Source organism: Pigmentiphaga sp. GD03639, from assembly GCF_029845405.1.
Taxonomy (GTDB): Bacteria; Pseudomonadota; Gammaproteobacteria; order Burkholderiales; family Burkholderiaceae_B; genus Pigmentiphaga; species Pigmentiphaga daeguensis.
The window spans coordinates 179,350-198,472 of record NZ_JAOCLR010000002.1 but is presented as its reverse complement, the minus strand read 5'-3'; the positions used below and the strand labels follow the sequence as shown (position 1 = coordinate 198,472).

The 19,123-nt window shown below is 65.6% G+C and carries 25 protein-coding genes; 3 read left to right on the top strand and 22 right to left on the bottom strand.

From position 1 onward, the window contains the following. Nucleotides 1-3 precede the first annotated feature (3 nt). The gene (locus tag N5K27_RS02955; RefSeq protein ID WP_087838293.1) at nt 4-858 is read left to right on the top strand and encodes a fumarylacetoacetate hydrolase family protein; all 855 of its coding nucleotides are present in this window, start codon (nt 4-6) and stop codon (nt 856-858) included. Between the two features lie 31 nt (nt 859-889). Here the strand turns inward: N5K27_RS02955 and yghX are convergent, their stop codons facing one another. The 20 genes from yghX to N5K27_RS02855 all read right to left on the bottom strand — a co-directional run bounded on the left by yghX (nt 890) and on the right by N5K27_RS02855 (nt 12,529). Continuing rightward, complete coding sequence (gene yghX / locus N5K27_RS02950) at nt 890-1,777, bottom strand: YghX family hydrolase (RefSeq protein ID WP_087838294.1); 888 nt, start codon at nt 1,775-1,777, stop codon at nt 890-892. Between the two features lie 127 nt (nt 1,778-1,904). Continuing rightward, entirely contained in the window at nt 1,905-2,291 is a 387-nt protein-coding gene (rplQ, locus tag N5K27_RS02945) for a 50S ribosomal protein L17 (RefSeq protein WP_087838295.1), read from the bottom strand. A gap of 206 nt (nt 2,292-2,497) precedes the next feature. Continuing rightward, nucleotides 2,498-3,484, bottom strand: a complete 987-nt coding sequence (gene rpoA / locus N5K27_RS02940) for a DNA-directed RNA polymerase subunit alpha (protein ID WP_087838296.1) — start codon at nt 3,482-3,484, stop codon at nt 2,498-2,500. 179 nt (nt 3,485-3,663) lie between these two features. Continuing rightward, nucleotides 3,664-4,287: a 30S ribosomal protein S4 gene (gene rpsD, locus N5K27_RS02935; RefSeq protein ID WP_087838297.1), complete on the bottom strand. Its 624-nt coding sequence runs from the start codon at nt 4,285-4,287 to the stop codon at nt 3,664-3,666. 321 nt (nt 4,288-4,608) lie between these two features. Then, the gene (gene rpsK, locus N5K27_RS02930; protein WP_087838298.1) at nt 4,609-5,010 is read right to left on the bottom strand and encodes a 30S ribosomal protein S11; all 402 of its coding nucleotides are present in this window, start codon (nt 5,008-5,010) and stop codon (nt 4,609-4,611) included. A 29-nt stretch (nt 5,011-5,039) separates the two neighbouring features. Beyond that, nucleotides 5,040-5,405, bottom strand: coding sequence for a 30S ribosomal protein S13 (gene rpsM / locus N5K27_RS02925; protein ID WP_087838299.1), 366 nt, complete (start codon nt 5,403-5,405; stop codon nt 5,040-5,042). A 42-nt stretch (nt 5,406-5,447) separates the two neighbouring features. Continuing rightward, complete coding sequence (rpmJ, locus tag N5K27_RS02920; protein WP_087780027.1) at nt 5,448-5,561, bottom strand: 50S ribosomal protein L36; 114 nt, start codon at nt 5,559-5,561, stop codon at nt 5,448-5,450. 36 nt (nt 5,562-5,597) lie between these two features. Further along, nucleotides 5,598-5,816, bottom strand: a complete 219-nt coding sequence (gene infA, locus N5K27_RS02915; RefSeq protein ID WP_087780026.1) for a translation initiation factor IF-1 — start codon at nt 5,814-5,816, stop codon at nt 5,598-5,600. A 7-nt stretch (nt 5,817-5,823) separates the two neighbouring features. Continuing rightward, the gene (gene secY, locus N5K27_RS02910) at nt 5,824-7,149 is read right to left on the bottom strand and encodes a preprotein translocase subunit SecY (RefSeq protein WP_087838300.1); all 1,326 of its coding nucleotides are present in this window, start codon (nt 7,147-7,149) and stop codon (nt 5,824-5,826) included. A 17-nt stretch (nt 7,150-7,166) separates the two neighbouring features. Beyond that, nucleotides 7,167-7,598, bottom strand: a complete 432-nt coding sequence (gene rplO / locus N5K27_RS02905) for a 50S ribosomal protein L15 (protein WP_087838301.1) — start codon at nt 7,596-7,598, stop codon at nt 7,167-7,169. A 10-nt stretch (nt 7,599-7,608) separates the two neighbouring features. Beyond that, nucleotides 7,609-7,797, bottom strand: a complete 189-nt coding sequence (gene rpmD / locus N5K27_RS02900; protein ID WP_087838302.1) for a 50S ribosomal protein L30 — start codon at nt 7,795-7,797, stop codon at nt 7,609-7,611. A 3-nt stretch (nt 7,798-7,800) separates the two neighbouring features. Continuing rightward, on the bottom strand, nt 7,801-8,322 hold the full coding sequence (rpsE, locus tag N5K27_RS02895) for a 30S ribosomal protein S5 (protein WP_087838303.1): 522 nt from the start codon (nt 8,320-8,322) through the stop codon (nt 7,801-7,803). An 11-nt stretch (nt 8,323-8,333) separates the two neighbouring features. Then, a complete protein-coding gene (gene rplR, locus N5K27_RS02890; protein WP_087838304.1) occupies nt 8,334-8,699 on the bottom strand; it encodes a 50S ribosomal protein L18 in 366 nt (121 codons plus the stop codon). 18 nt (nt 8,700-8,717) lie between these two features. Then, the gene (gene rplF / locus N5K27_RS02885; protein WP_087838305.1) at nt 8,718-9,251 is read right to left on the bottom strand and encodes a 50S ribosomal protein L6; all 534 of its coding nucleotides are present in this window, start codon (nt 9,249-9,251) and stop codon (nt 8,718-8,720) included. Between the two features lie 9 nt (nt 9,252-9,260). Beyond that, entirely contained in the window at nt 9,261-9,656 is a 396-nt protein-coding gene (rpsH, locus tag N5K27_RS02880) for a 30S ribosomal protein S8 (RefSeq protein WP_087838306.1), read from the bottom strand. 11 nt (nt 9,657-9,667) lie between these two features. Next, complete coding sequence (gene rpsN, locus N5K27_RS02875) at nt 9,668-9,973, bottom strand: 30S ribosomal protein S14 (RefSeq protein WP_087838307.1); 306 nt, start codon at nt 9,971-9,973, stop codon at nt 9,668-9,670. Between the two features lie 11 nt (nt 9,974-9,984). Further along, entirely contained in the window at nt 9,985-10,524 is a 540-nt protein-coding gene (rplE, locus tag N5K27_RS02870; protein ID WP_087838308.1) for a 50S ribosomal protein L5, read from the bottom strand. A 15-nt stretch (nt 10,525-10,539) separates the two neighbouring features. After that, nucleotides 10,540-10,857, bottom strand: coding sequence for a 50S ribosomal protein L24 (rplX, locus tag N5K27_RS02865; protein ID WP_087838309.1), 318 nt, complete (start codon nt 10,855-10,857; stop codon nt 10,540-10,542). A gap of 10 nt (nt 10,858-10,867) precedes the next feature. After that, nucleotides 10,868-11,236, bottom strand: coding sequence for a 50S ribosomal protein L14 (gene rplN, locus N5K27_RS02860; protein WP_087780015.1), 369 nt, complete (start codon nt 11,234-11,236; stop codon nt 10,868-10,870). Nucleotides 11,237-11,551: 315 nt separating this feature from the next. Continuing rightward, nucleotides 11,552-12,529: a LysR family transcriptional regulator gene (locus tag N5K27_RS02855; protein ID WP_279814768.1), complete on the bottom strand. Its 978-nt coding sequence runs from the start codon at nt 12,527-12,529 to the stop codon at nt 11,552-11,554. Between the two features lie 115 nt (nt 12,530-12,644). Here N5K27_RS02855 and N5K27_RS02850 point away from each other — a divergent pair, with 115 nt between their 5' ends. After that, entirely contained in the window at nt 12,645-13,826 is a 1,182-nt protein-coding gene (locus N5K27_RS02850) for an MFS transporter (RefSeq protein ID WP_279814563.1), read from the top strand. 10 nt (nt 13,827-13,836) lie between these two features. Here the strand turns inward: N5K27_RS02850 and N5K27_RS02845 are convergent, their stop codons facing one another. Next, complete coding sequence (locus N5K27_RS02845; RefSeq protein WP_087838311.1) at nt 13,837-14,787, bottom strand: dioxygenase; 951 nt, start codon at nt 14,785-14,787, stop codon at nt 13,837-13,839. Nucleotides 14,788-14,827: 40 nt separating this feature from the next. Beyond that, nucleotides 14,828-16,360 (bottom strand): glucan biosynthesis protein G, encoded by a 1,533-nt coding sequence (locus N5K27_RS02840; RefSeq protein WP_243724397.1) that lies wholly within the window; start codon nt 16,358-16,360, stop codon nt 14,828-14,830. A gap of 482 nt (nt 16,361-16,842) precedes the next feature. On the opposite strand from N5K27_RS02840, the gene bglX reads away from it, so the two are divergent. Beyond that, on the top strand, nt 16,843-19,104 hold the full coding sequence (bglX, locus tag N5K27_RS02835; protein ID WP_279814766.1) for a beta-glucosidase BglX: 2,262 nt from the start codon (nt 16,843-16,845) through the stop codon (nt 19,102-19,104). Nucleotides 19,105-19,123 lie beyond the last annotated feature (19 nt).

The following is a 19,123-nucleotide window of genomic DNA, read 5'->3' as shown; positions in this document are numbered from 1 at the left end:
ACCATGAGACTGATCGCCTTCAAGAACCAGGCCGGAGCGCCCGCCCTGGGCGCCCGCATCGGCAACGACGTGGTCGACCTGACCGCGCGCGGCCTGCCCGCCACGCTGGACGAACTGCTGCGCGACCCCGGCGGCCTGGACGCCGCGCGCGCCGCCGCCAACGCCCCCGGCGAGCGCCTGGCCCTGGCCGGCCTCGCGCTGCTGCCGCCGCTGCAACACCCCGCCAAGGCCTTCGCCATCGGCCTGAACTACGTGGACCATGCCGCCGAAAGCAATTTCGCGCCGCCCGCGCATCCGGTGCTGTTCCAGCGCTTCCCCTCGTCCTGGGTGGCCCACGGCGAGGCCATCGAACGCCCCCGGGTATCCGAGCAGTTCGACTACGAGGCCGAGCTGGTCGCGGTCATCGGCAAGGGCGGCCGCTACATTCCCAAGGAACGCGCGCTCGAGCACGTGGCGGGCTATTCGCTGTTCAACGAAGGCTCGATCCGCGACTACCAGTTCCGCTCCAACCAGTGGCTGTGGGGCAAGAACTTCGACCGCAGCGGCGGCTTCGGCCCGGAATTCGTCACCGCCGACGAGTTGCCCGCGGGCGCCGCCGGCCTGCGGATCCAGTGCCGCCTGAACGGCCAGGTGATGCAGGACGCCAACACCCGCGACATGATCTTCGACGTCGCCACCCTGGTGGCTGCCTGCTCGGAAGGCATGGCGCTGCAACCGGGAGACATGATCATCACCGGCACCCCGTCGGGCGTGGGCCTGGCGCGCAAGCCGCCGGTGTGGCTCAAGCCCGGCGACGTGTGCGAGATCGAGATCGAAGGCGTGGGCGTGCTGCGCAACCCGGTGATCGACGAGGCATGAGGCCTGGCGGCCACCGGGCCAGCCCCGGCGACTAGGCCAGGTAGCGCTTGAACCAGGCGATCGTCCTGTCCCAGGCCAGCCTGGCCGCCGCCTCATCGTAGCGGGGCGTGGAATCGTTGTGGAAGCCGTGGTTCGTGCCCGGATAGACGTGAGCCTCGTAGGTCTTGCCGGCCGCCTTCAGGGCCGCCTCGTAGGCGGACCAACCGTCGTTGATGCCCTTGTCCAGTTCGGCATAGTGCAGCAGCAGCGGCGCCTTGATGCGCGGCACGTCCGCCGCGCTGGCCTGCCTGCCGTAGAAGGGTACCGCCGCGGCCAACTCGGGATACGCCACCGCGGCGGCATTGGCCACGCCGCCGCCGTAGCAGAAGCCGGTGATCCCCACCTTGCCGGTCGTCCTGTCGCCCTGCATCAGGAACTCGACCGCGGCGAAGAAATCGTTCATGAGCTTGGCCGGATCGACCTGCCGCTGCAGGTCCCGCCCCTTGTCGTCATTGCCCGGATACCCGCCCACCGAACTCAGGCCGTCGGGCGCCAGCGCCAAGAAGCCCGCCTTGGCCAGGCGGCGCGCGACGTCCTCGATATAGGGGTTCAGGCCACGGTTCTCGTGCACCACGACCACGCCCGGCACCTTGCCCGCGGCCTTCGCCGGCCGCACCAGGTAGCCGCGCACCGTGCCGTGGCCCTTGGGTGAGGGATAGCCGATGTATTCGGCAACGATGTCCGGATCGGTGAAGGACACCTGCTCGGCCAGCGCATAGTCCGGGCTGAGCGAAGCCAGCAGCCCGGCGGCGGTCAGCCCGCCCACCGCGAACCTGGCCGCCCGGTCCAGGAACTCCCGCCGGGATATCCTGCCGTGGACGTAATAGTCGTACAGCTCCAGCAGTCGAGGGTCGAAGTCCTGCGCAGTCAGACGAGCCATGGCATGCCCTTTTCGGTAAGGTCCGCGAGTGCGGACAACATACACCGGGCAAAAAAAAACTGCGAGACAAGCTCGCAGTTTTCATGAAACCAGACATCCGGCAGGGGCAAGCCCGGCTTGGCCTTGCTTACTCGGCGTCGGCGGCTTCGGCTTCCGGCGCGCGGTCGACCAGCTCCATGTAGGCCATGGGAGCGTTGTCGCCCTGGCGGAAACCCATCTTCAGGATGCGGGTGTAGCCACCGTTGCGCTCCTTGAAGCGGGGGCCGATCTCGGCGAACAGCTTGACGACCAGGTCGCGATCGCGCAGGCGGGCGAACGCCAGGCGCTTGTTGGCCAGGGTCGGTTCCTTGCCCAGGGTGATCAGCGGCTCGACGATGCGGCGCAGTTCCTTGGCCTTGGGCAGGGTGGTCTTGATGGCTTCGTGCGTAAGCAGCGAGACAGCCATGTTGCGGAACATGGCCAGACGGTGGCTGCTGGTGCGGTTCAGTTTACGGAGACCGTGACGGTGACGCATGATGACTTCCTTTATGAATCTAAGAGCGGCTTTGCCGCGAGGTTTCCAGCTCTTCTATCGGCAAAGCGCCGCGGGCCGGTGAAAAAATTCGGTACTGCTACTACTGCACGGAAGAAGCTCCGCTACCCAAGGCACAGCGGATCCGGCTCCGCCGGTCCGCCAGTGCCGCCCCCTGGGGGGCGCCCGTAGGGCGTAGGGGGGGACCTCTACGGCCGCTCGAGGCCGAGAGGCGGCCAGTTCTCGAGCTTCATGCCCAGGGTCAGGCCGCGTGCGGCCAGGACTTCCTTGATCTCGTTGAGCGACTTGCGGCCCAGGTTCGGGGTCTTCAGCAATTCGTTCTCGGTACGCTGGATCAGGTCGCCGATGTAGTAGATGTTCTCGGCCTTCAGGCAGTTGGCCGAACGAACGGTCAGTTCGAGGTCGTCCACCGGGCGCAGCAGGATCGGATCGATCTGCGGCGTGCCTCGGGCGGGCGCTTCGATGGTCTCGGTCGAGCCTTCCAGCGCGGCGAACACCGACAGCTGGTCCATCAGGATGCGGGCCGACTGGCGCACGGCTTCCTCCGGCGAGATCACGCCGTTGGTCTCGATGTCCAGGACCAGCTTGTCCAGGTCGGTACGCTGCTCGACGCGGGCGCTTTCGACGGTGTAGCTGACGCGGCGGATCGGGCTGTACGAAGCGTCCAGCACGATGCGGCCCACGGTGCGGGAATGATCATCGGCGAAGCTGCGCAGGTTGCCCGGCACGTAGCCGCGGCCCTTCTCCACCTTCAATTGCATTTCCAGGCGGCCGTTGTCCGTCAGGTTGGCAATGACGTGGTTGGGGTTGATGATCTCGACGTCGTGCGAGATCTCGATGTCGCCGGCGGTGACCACGCCGGGACCTTGCTTGCGCAGGGTCAGCACGACTTCGTCGCGGTTGTGCAGCTTGAACACCACACCCTTGAGGTTCAGCAGGATGTCGACCACGTCTTCGCGCACGCCATCGATGGCCGAATATTCGTGCACGACACCGGTGATCTGCACTTCGGTCGGCGCGTAGCCCGCCATCGACGACAGCAGGATGCGGCGCAGCGCGTTGCCCAGGGTATGACCGTAGCCGCGCTCGAACGGCTCCATGATCACCTTGGCATGATTCGAGCCGATGGTTTCGACGTCGATATTGCGCGGTTTCAGAAATGCGGCATTCGCCATGAATCTTCCTTATTCCTTATCAATACCCTCGGCTCGTTACACCGATAAGGCTGGGGGAAAAATAGGCCCACCCCTACGCGCTCCGCGCGCCCCTCAAGGGGCGGCACTGGCGGACCGGCAAAGCCGGATCCTCTGTGCCCAGGGATGGGAAAGCCGGCACCTAGAGCCGGCTTCAGTTATTACCGCGAATAGAGTTCCACGACCATGGATTCGTTGATGTCGCGGGCGACATCGGCACGATCCGGGGCCTGCTTGAACGTGCCCTCCAGCTTGGTCATGTCGACGCTGACCCACTGCGGCATGCCCTGGCTGGAGGCCAGTTGCAGCGCTTCCTGGATACGGGCCTGCTTCTTGGCCTTCTCGCGGACGGTGATCACGTCGCCAGCCTTGACGATGATGGACGGCACGTTGGCGGTGTGGCCATTCAGCATCAGCGCCTTGTGGCTGACCAGCTGGCGCGCTTCGGCGCGGGTCGAGCCGAAGCCCATGCGATAGACCACGTTGTCCAGGCGCGATTCGAGCAACTGGATCAGGTTTTCACCGGTGTTGCCCTTGCGGCGCTCGGCTTCTTCGAAGTACTTGCGGAACTGCTTTTCCAGAATGCCGTACATGCGCTTGAGCTTCTGCTTCTCGCGCAGCTGCAGACCGTAGTCCGAGGTACGGGCACCCGAGGTGCGGCCATGCTGGCCGGGCTTGCTCTCGAGCTTGCACTTGGAATCCAGCGAACGGCGGGCGCTCTTCAGGAAGAGGTCCGTGCCTTCGCGGCGGGAAAGCTTACATTTGGGGCCAATATAACGTGCCACGATGTATCCTTTTCTCTGTCAGGCCATGCACCAGACATGGCGAGGAGTTTGCCTTGGTCTATTACGTTCGATGAACCAGAACGCGGCAAACGGTGGTCTTACTCGGCGCGCCCGACCCATGCCAGCCGCGCCCCCAGAAAACAATAAAAACTACGTACTGCCAACAGCAAAGCCCACTATTCTACCGCGCTTTGCCCCAAACCCCCAGGCAACGTTGCCCAACGGGCAACGAGCCCACCGATCCAGGGCACCGCGGATCCGGCTCCGCCGGTCCGCCAGTGCCGCCCCCTGGGGGGCGCGCGAAGCGCGTAGGGGGGGGGCCTAGATCCTTCTGCGCTTCGGCGGACGGCAGCCGTTGTGCGGCACCGGCGTGATGTCGGCGATGCTGGAGATCTTGATGCCCAGGGCGTTCAGGGCGCGAACCGACGATTCGCGGCCGGGACCGGGGCCCTTGATACGCACTTCCAGCGTCTTGATGCCGTATTCCATCGCCACGCGACCGGCGGACTCCGCCGCGACCTGGGCCGCGAACGGGGTGGACTTGCGCGAGCCCTTGAAGCCGGCGCCGCCCGACGTCGCCCACGACAGGGCATTGCCCTGGCGATCGGTGATCGTGATGATGGTGTTGTTGAAGGACGCGTGAACGTGCGCGATGCCGTCCGAGACGTTCTTCTTGACTTTCTTGCGAACGCGCTGGGCGCCGCTGTTCGGGGATTTCGCCATTTCTGAATCCTTGACTGGCTGTCAGCCGATTACTTTTTGAGCGACGCAGCGGCGCGACGCGGACCCTTGCGGGTGCGGGCGTTCGTACGGGTACGCTGGCCACGCACGGGCAGACCGCGCTTGTGGCGGAAGCCACGATACGAGCCGAGGTCGATCAGACGCTTGATCGACAGTTGGATTTCACGACGCAGATCGCCTTCGACGGTGAAAGTGTTGATCTGTTCGCGAATCCGCTCGAGCTCGGCGTCGTTCAGATCCTTGACCTTCTTGTTGCTCGGCACGCCGGCCACTTCGCAAATCTTGCGAGCGCGCGAACGACCGATGCCGAAGATAGCCGTCAGACCGATTTCGGTGTGCTGATGCGGCGGAATGTTGATGCCAGCAATACGGGCCATAACGTTTCCTTGAATACCTGTAGCGTAGAACCGAGCCTAGGCTCAGCCCTGACGTTGCTTGTGGCGCGGGTCGGTGCAGATAATCCGCACCACGCCCTTGCGCTTGATGACCTTGCAGTTCCGGCAAATTGCTTTGACCGATGCCATTACTTTCATGATTGACTCCTAATTCTTACCCGGTAAGCCCCAGGCTTACTTCGAGCGGAACACGATTCTTGCTCGCGATAGATCGTATGGCGTCAGTTCGACCGTCACACGATCCCCCGGCAGGATGCGGATGTAGTTCATCCGCATTTTTCCCGAGATATGTCCCAGCACGACATGGCCATTCTCGAGCTTGACACGAAACGTCGCATTGGGCAGGTTCTCCAGGACCTCGCCCTGCATCTGGATAACGTCGTCTTTGGACATTTTCTCGTTACCGCACCGGTAGATTTCCGCCCTTGAAGTTCGCCTTCTTGAGCAGAGAATCATATTGGTGCGACATCACGTATGCCTGCACCTGGGCCATGAAATCCATCGTGACCACAACGATAATCAGCAAAGACGTACCACCGAAGTAGAACGGCACGTTCCACCGCAAGACCAGGAACTCCGGCAGCAGGCACACCAACGTGATGTAGATGGCGCCGCTGAAAGTCAGGCGCATCAGGATCTTGTCGATGTACCGCGCGGTCTGCTCGCCCGGACGGATACCCGGAACGAACGCGCCGCTCTTCTTCAGGTTGTCGGCGGTCTCGCGGCTGTTGAACACGAGCGCCGTGTAGAAGAAGCAGAAGAACACGATTGCAATGGCATACAGCGTGATGTACAGCGGCTGCCCGGGCGACAACGCGGCGGCCAGGTCCTTCAGCCAGCGCAGGCCGTCACCACTCGAGAACCAGCTGACCACCGTGGCCGGGAACAGGATGATCGACGACGCGAAGATCGGCGGAATCACCCCGGCCATGTTCAGCTTCAACGGCAGGTGCGAGCTTTGTCCGCCATACACCCGGTTGCCCACCTGGCGCTTGGCGTAGTTGACGACGATCTTGCGCTGCCCGCGTTCCACGAACACCACGAAAGCCGTCACCAGCACCACCAGCACGACGATGAACAGCGCCGTCAGGACAGCCATCGCTCCGGTATTGACCAGCTCGAACAGCCCAGCCAATGCGTGCGGCAGGCCGGCCGCGATACCCGAGAAGATCAGGATCGAGATGCCGTTGCCCAGGCCCCGCTCGGTGATCTGCTCACCCAGCCACATCAGGAACATCGTTCCCGTGACGAGCGAGATCATCGTGGTGGCCCGGAACATCAGGCCAGGATCGATGACCAGCCCGGGCTGCGACTCCAGCGCGACCGAGATGCCCACCGACTGCACCAGCGCGAGCGCCAGCGTACCGTAGCGCGTGTACTGCGTAATCTTGCGCCGCCCGGCCTCGCCTTCCTTCTTGATCGCTTCCAACGACGGCACGATGACCGTCATCAGCTGCATGATGATCGACGCCGAGATGTACGGCATGATCCCCAATGCAAAGATCGAGAAACGCGAAAGCGCACCGCCCGAGAACATGTTGAACAGGCCCAGAATCCCGCCCTGGTTCTGATGGAACAGGGAGGTCAGCTGGACCGGATCGATCCCGGGAACAGGGATGTGCGTACCGATCCGGTACACCACCAGGGCGAGCAACAGGAAGACCAGCCGGCGCTTCAGGTCGCCGTACTTGCTGCCGGTCTTGCCCAGTGCGTTCGCATTAGCCAAAGCTCAGTCCTCGGTTATCAGACCAGGGAGCCGCCGGCGGCTTCGATCGCCGCCTTGGCACCGGCCGTCGCCGTCATGCCCTTGAGCACCACCTTGCGGGTGAGCTCGCCGGTCTTGATGACCTTGACGTAGCGGACTTGCTGGCCGACCACGCCGGCCTGCTTGAGCGCCTGCACGTCGATTTCGTCGACCGGCAGCGCTTGCAGTTCGGACAGGCGGACCTGCGCGTACAGGTGCTGGCCCAGCGACTTGAAGCCACGCTTGGGCAGCCGGCGCTGCAGCGGCATCTGGCCGCCTTCGAAACCGACCTTGTGGAAGCCACCCGAACGGGACTTCTGACCCTTGTGGCCGCGGCCGGCGGTCTTACCGAGGCCGGAGCCGATACCACGACCGACACGGCGCTTGGCGTGCTTGGCGCCTTCGGCGGGCTTGAGCGTATTGAGTTGCATGCTAGACCTCTCAGGCTTCCGACACGGTGACCAGATACGACACCTTGCGGATCATGCCGCGCACTTCGGGCGTGTCGACCAGGACGCGCGAGCTGTTCAGCCGGCGCAGTCCCAGGCCACGAATCGTGGCGCGGTGCGATTCGGGCGTCCCGATGGGGGAACGCACGAGCGTCACTTTGACGTTTTTCTTCGTCGTCATGGCTTATCCCAGGATCTCTTCGACCGACTTGCCGCGCTTGGCGGCGACGTCGGCCGGAGTCGAGCTTGCGCTCAGACCGTTGAGCGTAGCGCGCACGAGGTTGTACGGGTTGGTCGAGCCGAGGCTCTTGGCCACCACGTTACGAACGCCGAGCACATCGAAAATCGCGCGCATCGGGCCGCCGGCGATCACGCCGGTACCTTCGACGGCGGGCGAGATCAGAACGGTCGAGGCGCCGTGCTTGCCGACCACGTTGTGGTACAGGGTGCCGTTCTTCAGGGGCACCTTGACCATCTTGCGGCGGGCTTCTTCCATGGCTTTCTGGACGGCGACCGGGACTTCCCGGGCCTTGCCCTTGCCCATGCCGACGCGACCGTCGCCATCGCCGACCACCGTCAGCGCCGCGAAACCGAGGATACGACCGCCCTTCACGACTTTCGTGACGCGGTTGACGGCAATCATCTTCTCGCGAAGACCGTCGTCGCGTTCCTCAGCCGCTGCATTCTTACCTTGCATCTTGGCCATGTAATCCTCGCTTAAAACTTCAGGCCGGCTTCACGCGCGGCATCAGCCAGGGCCTTGACGCGGCCGTGGTAGCGGAAACCGCTGCGATCGAACGCGACGGATTCGATACCGGCAGCCTTGGCCTTCTCGGCCACGCGCTTGCCCACCAGGGTTGCTGCGGCCACGTTGCCGCCCTTGCCCGAATCGCCAGCCAGTTGCTGACGAACCTCGGGTTCGACGGTCGAGGCACTGACCAGCACCTTATCGCCTTCAGGCGAAATGATGTTTGCGTAGATGTGCAGGTTGGTGCGGAACACCGACAGGCGATGCACGCGCAACTCGGCGATCTTCCGGCGGGTAGGTACCGCGCGACGCAAACGAGCTTGCTTCTTGTCCATGATTCGTCCTTGCCCGCCTTATTTCTTCTTGGTCTCTTTGATGATGACCCGTTCGTCCGCATAGCGCACGCCCTTGCCCTTGTAGGGCTCGGGGGAGCGGTAGGCGCGGATTTCGGCGGCCACCTGACCAACCTGCTGCTTGTTGGCGCCCTTGATGACCACTTCGGTCTGCGAGGGGCACTCGACCTTCACGCCGGCAGGCATCTGATGCACGACATCGTGCGAGAAACCGAGCTGCAGCTTGACGGAATCGCCTTGCGCCTGGGCACGGTAGCCCACGCCGACCAGGGTCAGCTTGCGCTCGAAGCCCTTGCTCACGCCGGTCACCATGTTGTTGACCAGGGCCCGGACGGTACCGGACATGGCCTTGGCTTCGCGGCTGTCGTTGGCGGCGGCGAAAGTCAGCTTGCCGGCGTCTTGCGCGATCGTGACCTGGCCGGTCAGGGCCTGGACCAGCGTGCCAAGGGGACCCTTGACGGTGATCTGGTCGGCAGCGATCGTGGCTTCGACGCCCTTGGGCAGCTCGACGGGATATTTAGCTATACGCGACATGTCGGCTCCTTACGCCACGTAGCAGAGGACCTCGCCGCCCACGCCGTTGGCGCGCGCCTTGCGATCGGTCATCACGCCACGAGAGGTGGACACGATGGTCACGCCCAGGCCGTTCATGACCTGGGGAATGGAATGACGGCCCTTGTAGATGCGCAGGCCGGGCTTCGAGACGCGTTCGATGCGCTCGATGACCGGACGGCCGGCGTAGTACTTCAGGGAAATTTCGAGTTCGGGTTTGCCATCGTTGGCCTTGACCTCGAAACCGTCGATATAGCCCTCGTCCTTCAGCACGGTGGCAATCGCCACCTTCAGCTTCGAGGAGGGCATGGACACGGACGCCTTATCTACGCGCTGCGCATTGCGGATGCGCGTCAGCATATCGGCGATCGGATCGCTCATGCTCATGAATGACTCTCCTACCAGCTGGCCTTGGTCATGCCCGGAACTTCGCCGCGCATAGCCATCTCGCGCAGTTTGTTACGGGCCAGACCGAACTTGCGAAACACGCCACGGGGGCGACCGGTCACCGCGCAACGGTTGCGCTGGCGGGTGGGGTTGGCGTTACGGGGCAGCTGCTGAATCTTCAGGCGAGCCTGGTAACGTTCTTCGTCCGACTTGGACGCATCGTCGACGATAGCCTGGAGCGCGGCGCGCTTGGCGGCATACTTGGCCGCCAGCTTGGCACGCTTGATATCGCGGTTGATGAGTGAAAGCTTAGCCACTATTTCACCCCTTAATTACGGAACGGGAAGCGGAAGGCCGACAGCAGCGCCTTGGCTTCTTCATCGGTCTTGGCCGTGGTCGTGATGCTGATGTTCAGCCCACGAAGCGTGTCGATCTTGTCGTACTCGATCTCGGGGAAGATGATCTGTTCTTTCACACCGATGTTGTAGTTGCCGCGACCGTCGAAAGCACGGCCGGACACGCCACGGAAATCGCGCACGCGCGGCAGCGCGACGCTGATCAGGCGATCGAGGAATTCGTACATGCGGGCGCCACGCAGGGTCACCATGCAGCCGATCGGGTAGTTCTCGCGGATCTTGAAACCGGCGATGGCCTTGCGCGACTTGGTCACGACGGGCTTCTGGCCGGCGATCTTGGTCAGGTCGCCGGTGGCGTGCTCGATGACTTTCTTGTCAGCGACCGCTTCCGAGACACCCATGTTCAGGGTGATCTTGGTGATGCGGGGCACTTCCATCACGGATTTGTACGAGAACTGCTTGGTCAGGTCGGCAACGACCTTCTCGCGGTAATAGTCTTGAAGACGGGCCATTGTGTTTGCTCCCGCTTACGCTTTCGTCGCAATGGCTTCGCCATTGGAACGGAAGACGCGCACATTCTTGCCGTCGACTTTCTTCACGCCCACGCGATCGGCCTTGCCGGTGGCGGGGTTGAAAATCGCCACGTTGGAGACGTGGATGGGCATGGTCTTGTCGATGATGCCGCCGGGCTGGTTGGCCATCGGATTCGGCTTCACATTCTTCTTGACGACGTTGATGCCCTCGACCACGACGCGGTCTTCGGCAACGCTCAGCACGACGCCGCGCTTGGCCTTGTCCTTGCCGGTCAGGACGATGACTTCGTCACCTTTGCGAATCTTGTTCATCGCGGTCCCTTTACAGCACTTCGGGCGCCAGCGACACGATCTTCATGAAACGCTCGGTACGCAGTTCACGCGTAACGGGTCCGAAGATGCGAGTGCCGATGGGCTCGAGCTTGGCGTTGAGCAACACGGCGGCATTGCCACCGAAACGGATCAGCGAACCGTCCTTGCGACGGACGCCCTTGGCGGTACGAACCACCACGGCGTTGTAGATTTCGCCCTTTTTCACGCGACCGCGGGGGGCCGCATCCTTGACGCTCACTTTGATGACGTCGCCGATGCCGGCATAGCGGCGCTTGGAGCCGCCGAGCACCTTGATGCACATAACCGAGCGCGCACCGGTGTTGTCGGCCACGTCCAACGTGGTCTGCATTTGAATCATGGTTTACCCTGTTCCAACTTAACCCGAAATGCCCGGCACCACCTTTTCAGTGAACGCCAAGCCTTCCGATCAGTTTTGGTCCCGTCAGGCGGCAATGCGACTTGCGCACCCTGGGTTGAAATTCTGAAGCGGACACCGCAAGAACGCGATGCCAGGCCAGTTACTACCCACCCCGGACTCCCCCTTCCCGCCACGCGCGATAGCCGCGAACTACACTGGCAAAAAGGCAAGAACCCATAGGTAAGCCTGCCATCATACCCGGCAAACTGCCACATAGCAAGCCTTTTGTCGGGATATCCCCCACAGCCGGCGCCCTCATCCGCCGGCCGGCCCGGGCGTGTGCTCGGCGTATCGCAGGTCGACGTTGGCCTGGAGGAAATCCAGCACCGCCCGGGTGCGGGGCGGCAGCCGGCCGGGCTTGCCCACGTAGACCGCGTGGATGGGCTCGAGGTCGCCGGTATTGTAGGGCTCCAGCACCGGCACCAGGCGGCCTGCCAGCAGGTCGTCCCAGGCGTGATACACCGACAGCCGGGCCAGTCCAGCGCCGTTCAGGGCAAGGCGGCGCATCACCTCGCCGTCGTTCACCCGGACGATCTCGCCGATGTCGACCTCGATCCGGCGCCCCGCCACCTCGAAAGGCCAGCGCGGGACTTCGCGCCGGTAGTTCCAGCCCAGGCGCAGGTGGGCGCCCAGGTCGCCGGGATGGACGGGCGTGCCGTGGACGGCGAGGTATTCAGGGCTGCCGACGACGACCTGGCGCGTGCGGCCCAGGAGCCGAGCCACCACATCCGAGGCGGGCAGCCGCCCCCAGCGGATCGCGATATCGACCCCCGCTTCCAACAGGTCCACGACCTGGTCGGTGAAGCTGAGGTCCAGCCGCAAGCCGGGGTGCGCCGTCAGCAGCCGCGGGATGAGCGGCCCCAGCAGGGTCTGTCCGGTCGACGTGCTGGCAGTGATGCGAACCAGTCCGCGGGGCTCGGCCTGCCCTGCGACCGAGGTCTCCAGTTCGTCCAGGTCGGCCAGCACGCGCTTGCCCTGCTCATAGTATTGGGCGCCTTCCGCGGTCAGCAGCACCCGGCGGGTGCTGCGCTGCAACAACTGCACGCCCAGCCGCGCCTCCAGGCGCGACATGACCTTGCTCACGGCCGAGGGCGACACGCCCAGCCGACGGGCCGCGGCCGACAGGCTGCCCCGCTCGGCCACCAGCACGAAGGTCTCCAGCTCGCCCGACCGGTTGGCATCGGCGGGCGCAGGAGCCCGTGCGGCACGGGTCGGGGCGGTCTTGGCGGAGATCGGCACGGTTTTTCCTTGATGGAACAGATGTCATTCCATTATTCCATCTACACAAAGGTCGCGCCCGCCTCCACAGTGTCGCTATCGACTGCAATCCACTCACAGGACCCCGACCATGCCACTCTCTCTCCTGGCGCTGGCCGCCGGTGCCTTCGGCATCGGCACCACGGAATTCATCATCATGGGCTTGCTGACGCAGGTCAGCACGGACCTGGGCATCTCCCTGCCCACGGCGGGCACGCTGATTTCGGGCTACGCGATCGGCGTCGCGGTGGGCGCGCCCGTGCTGACGCTGCTGACCCGGACCTGGCCGCGCAAGCGCCTGCTGCTGTCCCTGATGCTCATCTTCATCGCCGGCAACGTCGCAGCCGCGGCGGCGCCCGGCTACGGGTGGCTGATGGCCGCCCGCATGCTGACCTCGCTCACGCACGGCACCTTCTTCGGCGTGGGCGCCGTGGTCGCGACGGGCCTGGTCCCGCCCCACAAGCGCGCCTCGGCGATCGCGCTGATGTTCTCGGGGCTGACGCTGGCCACGCTGCTGGGCGTGCCCGCCGGCGCCTGGATCGGCCAGCATTTCGGCTGGCGTTCGGCCTTCGCCGCGGTGGCCATGGTGGGCGTGGCCGCCTACGTCATCCTTGCCTGGTTCGTGCCGCGCGACCAGGGTCGCCCGCAACTCGCGCCGCTGGGCCAGGAGCTGGCCGTGCTCGGCCGCATCCAGGTCTGGGCCGGTCTGGGCATCACCGTATTCGGGTTCGCCGGGGTGTTCGCGCTCTATACCTACATCGAGCCGCTGCTCAAACAGGTCACCGCGATGAGCGACAACCTGGTCGCGGTCACCCTGCTGCTGTTCGGCGCCGGCCTTGCGGCCGGCAACCTGCTGGGCGGGCGCATGGCCGACCGCGGCGTCATGCAGGCGCTGCTGCTGACCACCGCGGCACTGATGGCGGCCCTGGCACTGGGCCCCTGGGCCTTCGGCCAGCCGTTGGCGGCCATGGCGTACACCATCGTTCTCGGCACGGTGGCGTTCGCCACCGTCGCTCCCATGCAGATGCGCGTGCTGCAACAGGCCGGCCCCGCCGGCGCCACGCTGGTCTCCAGCCTGAACATCGCCGCCTTCAACCTGGGTAATGCCCTGGGGGCGTGGGTGGGCGGCCTGGCCCTGTCGGGCCTGGGCCTGGTGTCGGTGGGTTGGGCCGGCGCCGCCCTCACGGGCGTGGGCCTGCTGCTGGCGCTGTGGAGCGCAAGGATGTCGCCGGCCTCGGCGCCCGCCATCGGCCAGCCCCGGCAGTGCGCGTGACCGATGCCCGTCAGGGGCGCCGCGCCAGCACCGTCAGGACGGGCCGCTCGCCGTCCGCCTTGCCGGTGATGGGCGGCCGGGGCAGCCGGGCCTCGCCGGGCTCGATCACGAAGTGGTGGTCCATCGAGTACCACTTGCCCCGCAGATCGGGGTCGGGCGCGGGCTCGGTCGCGCTGTCGTGCAGCACGTACTGCCCCACCAGCGCCTGCGTGACGCCGAACTGCACGTCGGTCTCCAGGTTGGGATCGTCGCTGGAATAGACCTGCGAGAACTGGGTCTTGAAGCCCGGCTTGTAAATCATGAAATGGATGTGGGCCGGGCGCATGTTGTGCCGGCCCTGGGCCTGGATCAGTTCGCCCACGGGGCCGGTCACCGGGATCGGATAGCCGGCCGGCTTGATGCTGCGGAACGCGACGCGGCCATCGCCGTCGGTAACGAACTTGCCACGCAGGTTCATGTCGCCCTGCGCCGGATCCTGGTTCTCGTAGAAGCCCTCGGTCGAACTGTGCCAGACGTCGACTTCCGCGCCCTCGACCGGCCGCCCCTCGCGGTCGCGCACCCAGGCCTGGACGAACACCGGGTCGCCCGGCGTGGGAGAACGCACGATGGACCCGCCGTTGGGCGTCTCGGGCGAGCCCATCCGCCAGAACGGTCCCATCAGGTTGGCGGTGGTCTCGGTCTGGCCGTTGTCGCCGTTGTTGAGCAGGCAGACCAGCGCGGACAGGCCCAGCGAGCCGGCGGCCAGCACCACCTCGTTGTGCGAGGCGGTGGTCGCCTGGCCTAGCCGCGCGATCGCGCCGCACAACTGGTGGAACTCCGCCTCGGTCAGCCGCGCCTCGCGCGCGAAGGCATGCAGGTGGCGGATGCCCGCCGACAGGATTTCGCGAAAGCGCGCATCGGGCGCGCGGGCGGCCTCGGCCAGCACCGCGCGGGTAACGTCTTCCTGGTTCTTGATGATCATGGTGGGTCCGTCTGGAAACTCGGCTTGCGGACCCTCCAGATTACCGCGCTGGCAGCTGGTAGCTCCAGGTCTCGGTCAACGCGCGCTTGCCCTCGACCAGCGCGGCCCGCATCTCGACCGGCCGTTTCGGGTCCTTGACCTTGACTCGCAGCGTCAGGCGCCAGCCCTGGATGGCGGGATTGCGCTGCAGGACATTCTCGATCAGCTCGGCGTTGTCGCCCACGCTGACCTCGGCGCCCACCGTGGCATCGGGCGAGAGCCGCGCCAGGACCGGTCCTTCGAAATCCACGATCAGGGCCGTGCTGCCGTCCAGGTGGCGGATCAGGTTGGCCTGGCGGATCTCGCCGTCGGTCCGCAGCGTCTGCTTGACCCAACCCACGTCCTTCTCGATCAGCGCGGGTTCGTTCATCGTCCAATGGATGCGGTAGTCGTGGCGCATGGGCTGGCCCTTGGGCGGCACCACGTCCGGCGTCCAGAACGCGACGATGTTGTCATTGGTCTCGTCCGCCGTCGGGATCTCGACCAGCTCCACCTTGCCCGGCCCCCAGTTGCCCTTGGGCTCGATCCACGCGCTGGGGCGCAGGTCGTAGCGGTCGGCCAGGTCCTCGTAGCGGGAGAACTCGTGCCCCCGCTGCAGCAGGCCGAACCCCTTGGGATCGGTCACCTGGAATGAGCTGACCGACAGCGTGGGCGGGTTGTTCAGGGGCCGCCACAGCCATTCCCCGCTGCCGGTGTGGATGGCCAGGCCGTTGGAATCATGCAGCGCCGGACGGAAGTTGTTGCCCCGCACGCCCTGGTTCGGCCCGTACAGGAACATGCTCGTCAGCGGCGCAACGCCCAGTTTGTTGATCTGGCCGCGCAGGAACACGCGCGACTCGACGTCCAGCACGGCGTCCTCGCCCGGCCGCAGCACGAAGCGGTAGGCGCCGGTGGCGCGCGGCGAATCCATCAAGGCGTAGATCACCAGGAAGCGGTCCTGGGGCTTGGGCCGTTCGATCCAGAACTCGCGAAAGCGCGGGAACTCCTCGGCCATGCCGTCCTTCCACGCGGTGTCCAGGGCCAGGCCCCGCGCCGACAGGCCGTAAACCTGGCCCTTGCCGATCACGCGGAAATAGCTCGCGCCCAGCATGCTCATGATTTCGTCGTGCACGCCATCGCGATTGATGGGATAGAGCACGCGAAAGCCCGCGTAGCCCAGGTTGCGCGTCGTGTTCGCATCGAAGGACATGCCGCCGAAGTCGAACTTGGCGGGGTCGTACTTGATCTCGTGGACCTGGCCGTCGACCACCTCGTTGATGCCGACCGGCGTGGAGAAATGCATGCCCTGGTGGTAGAACGCCAGCCTGAACGGCGTATCGCGGTCGTGCCACTCGAACTGGTCGCGGCGTGGCTGGATGCGCAGGTAATCGGCGAACTGCATCTTGCTGAAGGCCGGCGGCAGGTTGCTGACCGGGGCCTGGTAGGCCCGGTCGGCAAGCGTCCTGGCCCGCGCCGTCACGTCGTCGAGCGTAAAGGCGCTTGCCGTGGCCGCGCCCAGCAAGGACAACAAGACCGTGGCGATCCCGAGCGACACAGGCGCGAACCTGTTGCGCGCGAAGCTGGCTACGTCTGCAAAACCCACTAGTTTCTCCCTGGAACGATGTGGACGGTGGAACCCCGAGTCGGGTTACGACCGCCGCAAGGCACGATGATTCCTCGATCCGGGGGCCCCGGACCGTCGCGGTTGTAACAAGCCGTCTGGCGCGCCAACGCCCGCGCGCCCTGCCGCCACGCGGCCCGGGCGAAACGGAAAGTATCACAGCCGGACGCCGCGCCAGGGCGCACGAGGGCAGAATCGCGCCGTGCACCCGTACAATCGGGCGACCTTCCGCGGCGCCGCGTCCCGCGTCGCCGCTCCCCAGGCCCGCCCCCATGGAGGACGACCACTTGGCGCCAAGTTCATCCCATCGATTCCGCCTTCTCCCCCATCCTCCCCTGGCCCGCCCTTCGCGCGGGACGGCCGGCGCCGCTGGCCGGTCGGTGGCGAAGCGGCTCGCCCTGGGCCTGTGCGCCTTCCTGCTCGCTTCCGGCGGCGCCCGCGCCGCGGCCAACCCCGCGCTGCTGAACGACAAGGATGCCTTCATCGCCGACCTGATGTCGCAGATGACGCTGGACGAGAAGATCGGCCAGCTGCGCCTGATCAGCATCGGCCCGGACATGCCGCGCGAGAAGATCGCCAAGGAGATCGCGGCCGGCCGCATAGGCGGCACGTTCAACTCGGTCATCCACGTCGACAACCGCATGATGCAGGATGCCGCCGCCAGGAAGAGCCGCCTCCGCATCCCGCTGTTCTTCGCCTATGACGTCGTGCACGGCCACCGGACCATCTTCCCCATCGGCCTGGGCCTGGCGTCGAGCTGGGACATGGGCGCGATCGAACGCGCCGCGCGCGTGTCCGCCATCGAGGCCGCCGCCGACAGCCTGGACATGACCTTCGCCCCCATGGTGGACATCTCGCGCGATCCGCGCTGGGGCCGCACCTCGGAAGGGTTCGGCGAAGACCCCTATCTGGTTTCGCGCATCGCGCGGGCCACCGTCAAGGGCTACCAGGGCCCGTCACCGGCGCGGGCCGACAGCATCATGGCCAGCGTCAAGCATTTCGCGCTGTACGGCGCGGTCGAAGGCGGCCGCGACTACAACGTCGTCGACATGAGCCCCCTGCGCATGTACCAGGACTACCTGCCCCCTTACCGCGCGGCCATCGACGCCGGGGCTGGCGGCGTGATGGTGGCGCTGAACTCCATCAACGGCATCCCCGCCAGCGCCAACACCTGGCTGCTGCAGGACCTGCTGCGCAAGGACTGGGGGTTCCGGGGCATCGCCATCAGCGACCATGGCGCCATCACCGAGCTGGTCCGCCACGGCGTGGCGCGCGACGACCGCGAGGCCGCGCGGCTTGCCATCAAGGCGGGCGTGGACATGAGCATGGCCGACACGCTGTACCTGCAGGAGCTGCCCGGCCTGGTCAAGTCGGGCGAAGTCACCGTCGCGGAGATCGACCGCTCGGTGCGCAACGTACTGGGCGCCAAGTACGACATGGGCTTGTTCCACGACCCCTACCTGCGCATCGGCGCCGCGGCCGACGATCCGCCCGACCTTTATGCCGAAAGCCGCATGCACCGCGCCGACGCGCGCGAGCTGGCGCGCAAGTCGCTGGTCCTGCTGGAGAACCGCAACCAGACCCTTCCCCTGGCCAGGACGGCCACCGTCGCGCTGGTCGGTCCGCTGGCCGATTCGCCGCTGGACATGATGGGCAGCTGGTCGGCGGCCGGCAAGAGCGAATCCTCGATCACGCTGCGGCAAGGCATGGAAGAAGCCATGCGCGGCCAGGGCCGCCTGCTCTACGCGCGAGGGGCCAACGTCACCGATGATGCGCGCATCGTCGACTACCTGAACTTCCTGAACTGGGACAACAAGGAAGTCTTCCAGGACCCGCGGCCGCCCGCCGACATGATCGCCGAAGCCGTCGGCATCGCCAGGCAGGCCGACGTCATCGTCGCCGCGGTGGGCGAATCGCGCGGCATGTCGCATGAATCCTCCAGCCGCACCCGGCTGGACATTCCCGCCAGCCAGCGCGCGCTGCTGCATGCGCTCAAGGCCACGGGCAAGCCGCTGGTGCTGGTGCTGATGAACGGCCGGCCGCTGGACCTGCAATGGGAGAGCGCCAACGCCGATGCCATGCTCGAGACCTGGTACAGCGGCACCGAGGGCGGCCATGCGATCGCCGACGTCGTGTTCGGCGACTACAATCCCGCCGGCAAGCTGCCCATCTCCTTCCCCCGCTCGATCGGCCAGATTCCGACCTACTACAACCATCCCCGAGTGGGCCGGCCCTTCGTCGAAGGCAAGCCGGGCAACTATACCTCGCAGTACTTCGAGGAAAAGAACGGGCCGCTTTATCCGTTCGGGTACGGCTTGAGCTATACCGGCTTCAGCCTGTCGGACGTCGTGCTGGACAGCGCCACGATGGCCCGGGGCGGCAAGCTCGGGGCCCAGGTCAACCTGAAGAACACCGGCACGCGGCGCGGCGAGACGGTGGTGCAGCTATACATCCACGATGCCGCCGCCTCGGTCGTGCGGCCGGTGAAGGAGCTGCGGGGCTTCCAGCGCATCGCGCTGGAACCGGGCGAGACACGCACCGTGCGCTTCGAGATCGACGAGAACGACCTGAAGTTCTTCGATGCCCGCCTCCAGCACGTGGCGGAACCCGGAGACTTCGAGGTCCAGATCGGGCTGGATTCCCTGGACGTCAAGCGCGCCAGCTTCACGCTGCGCTGACCGCGGCGGGCCGCCCGCC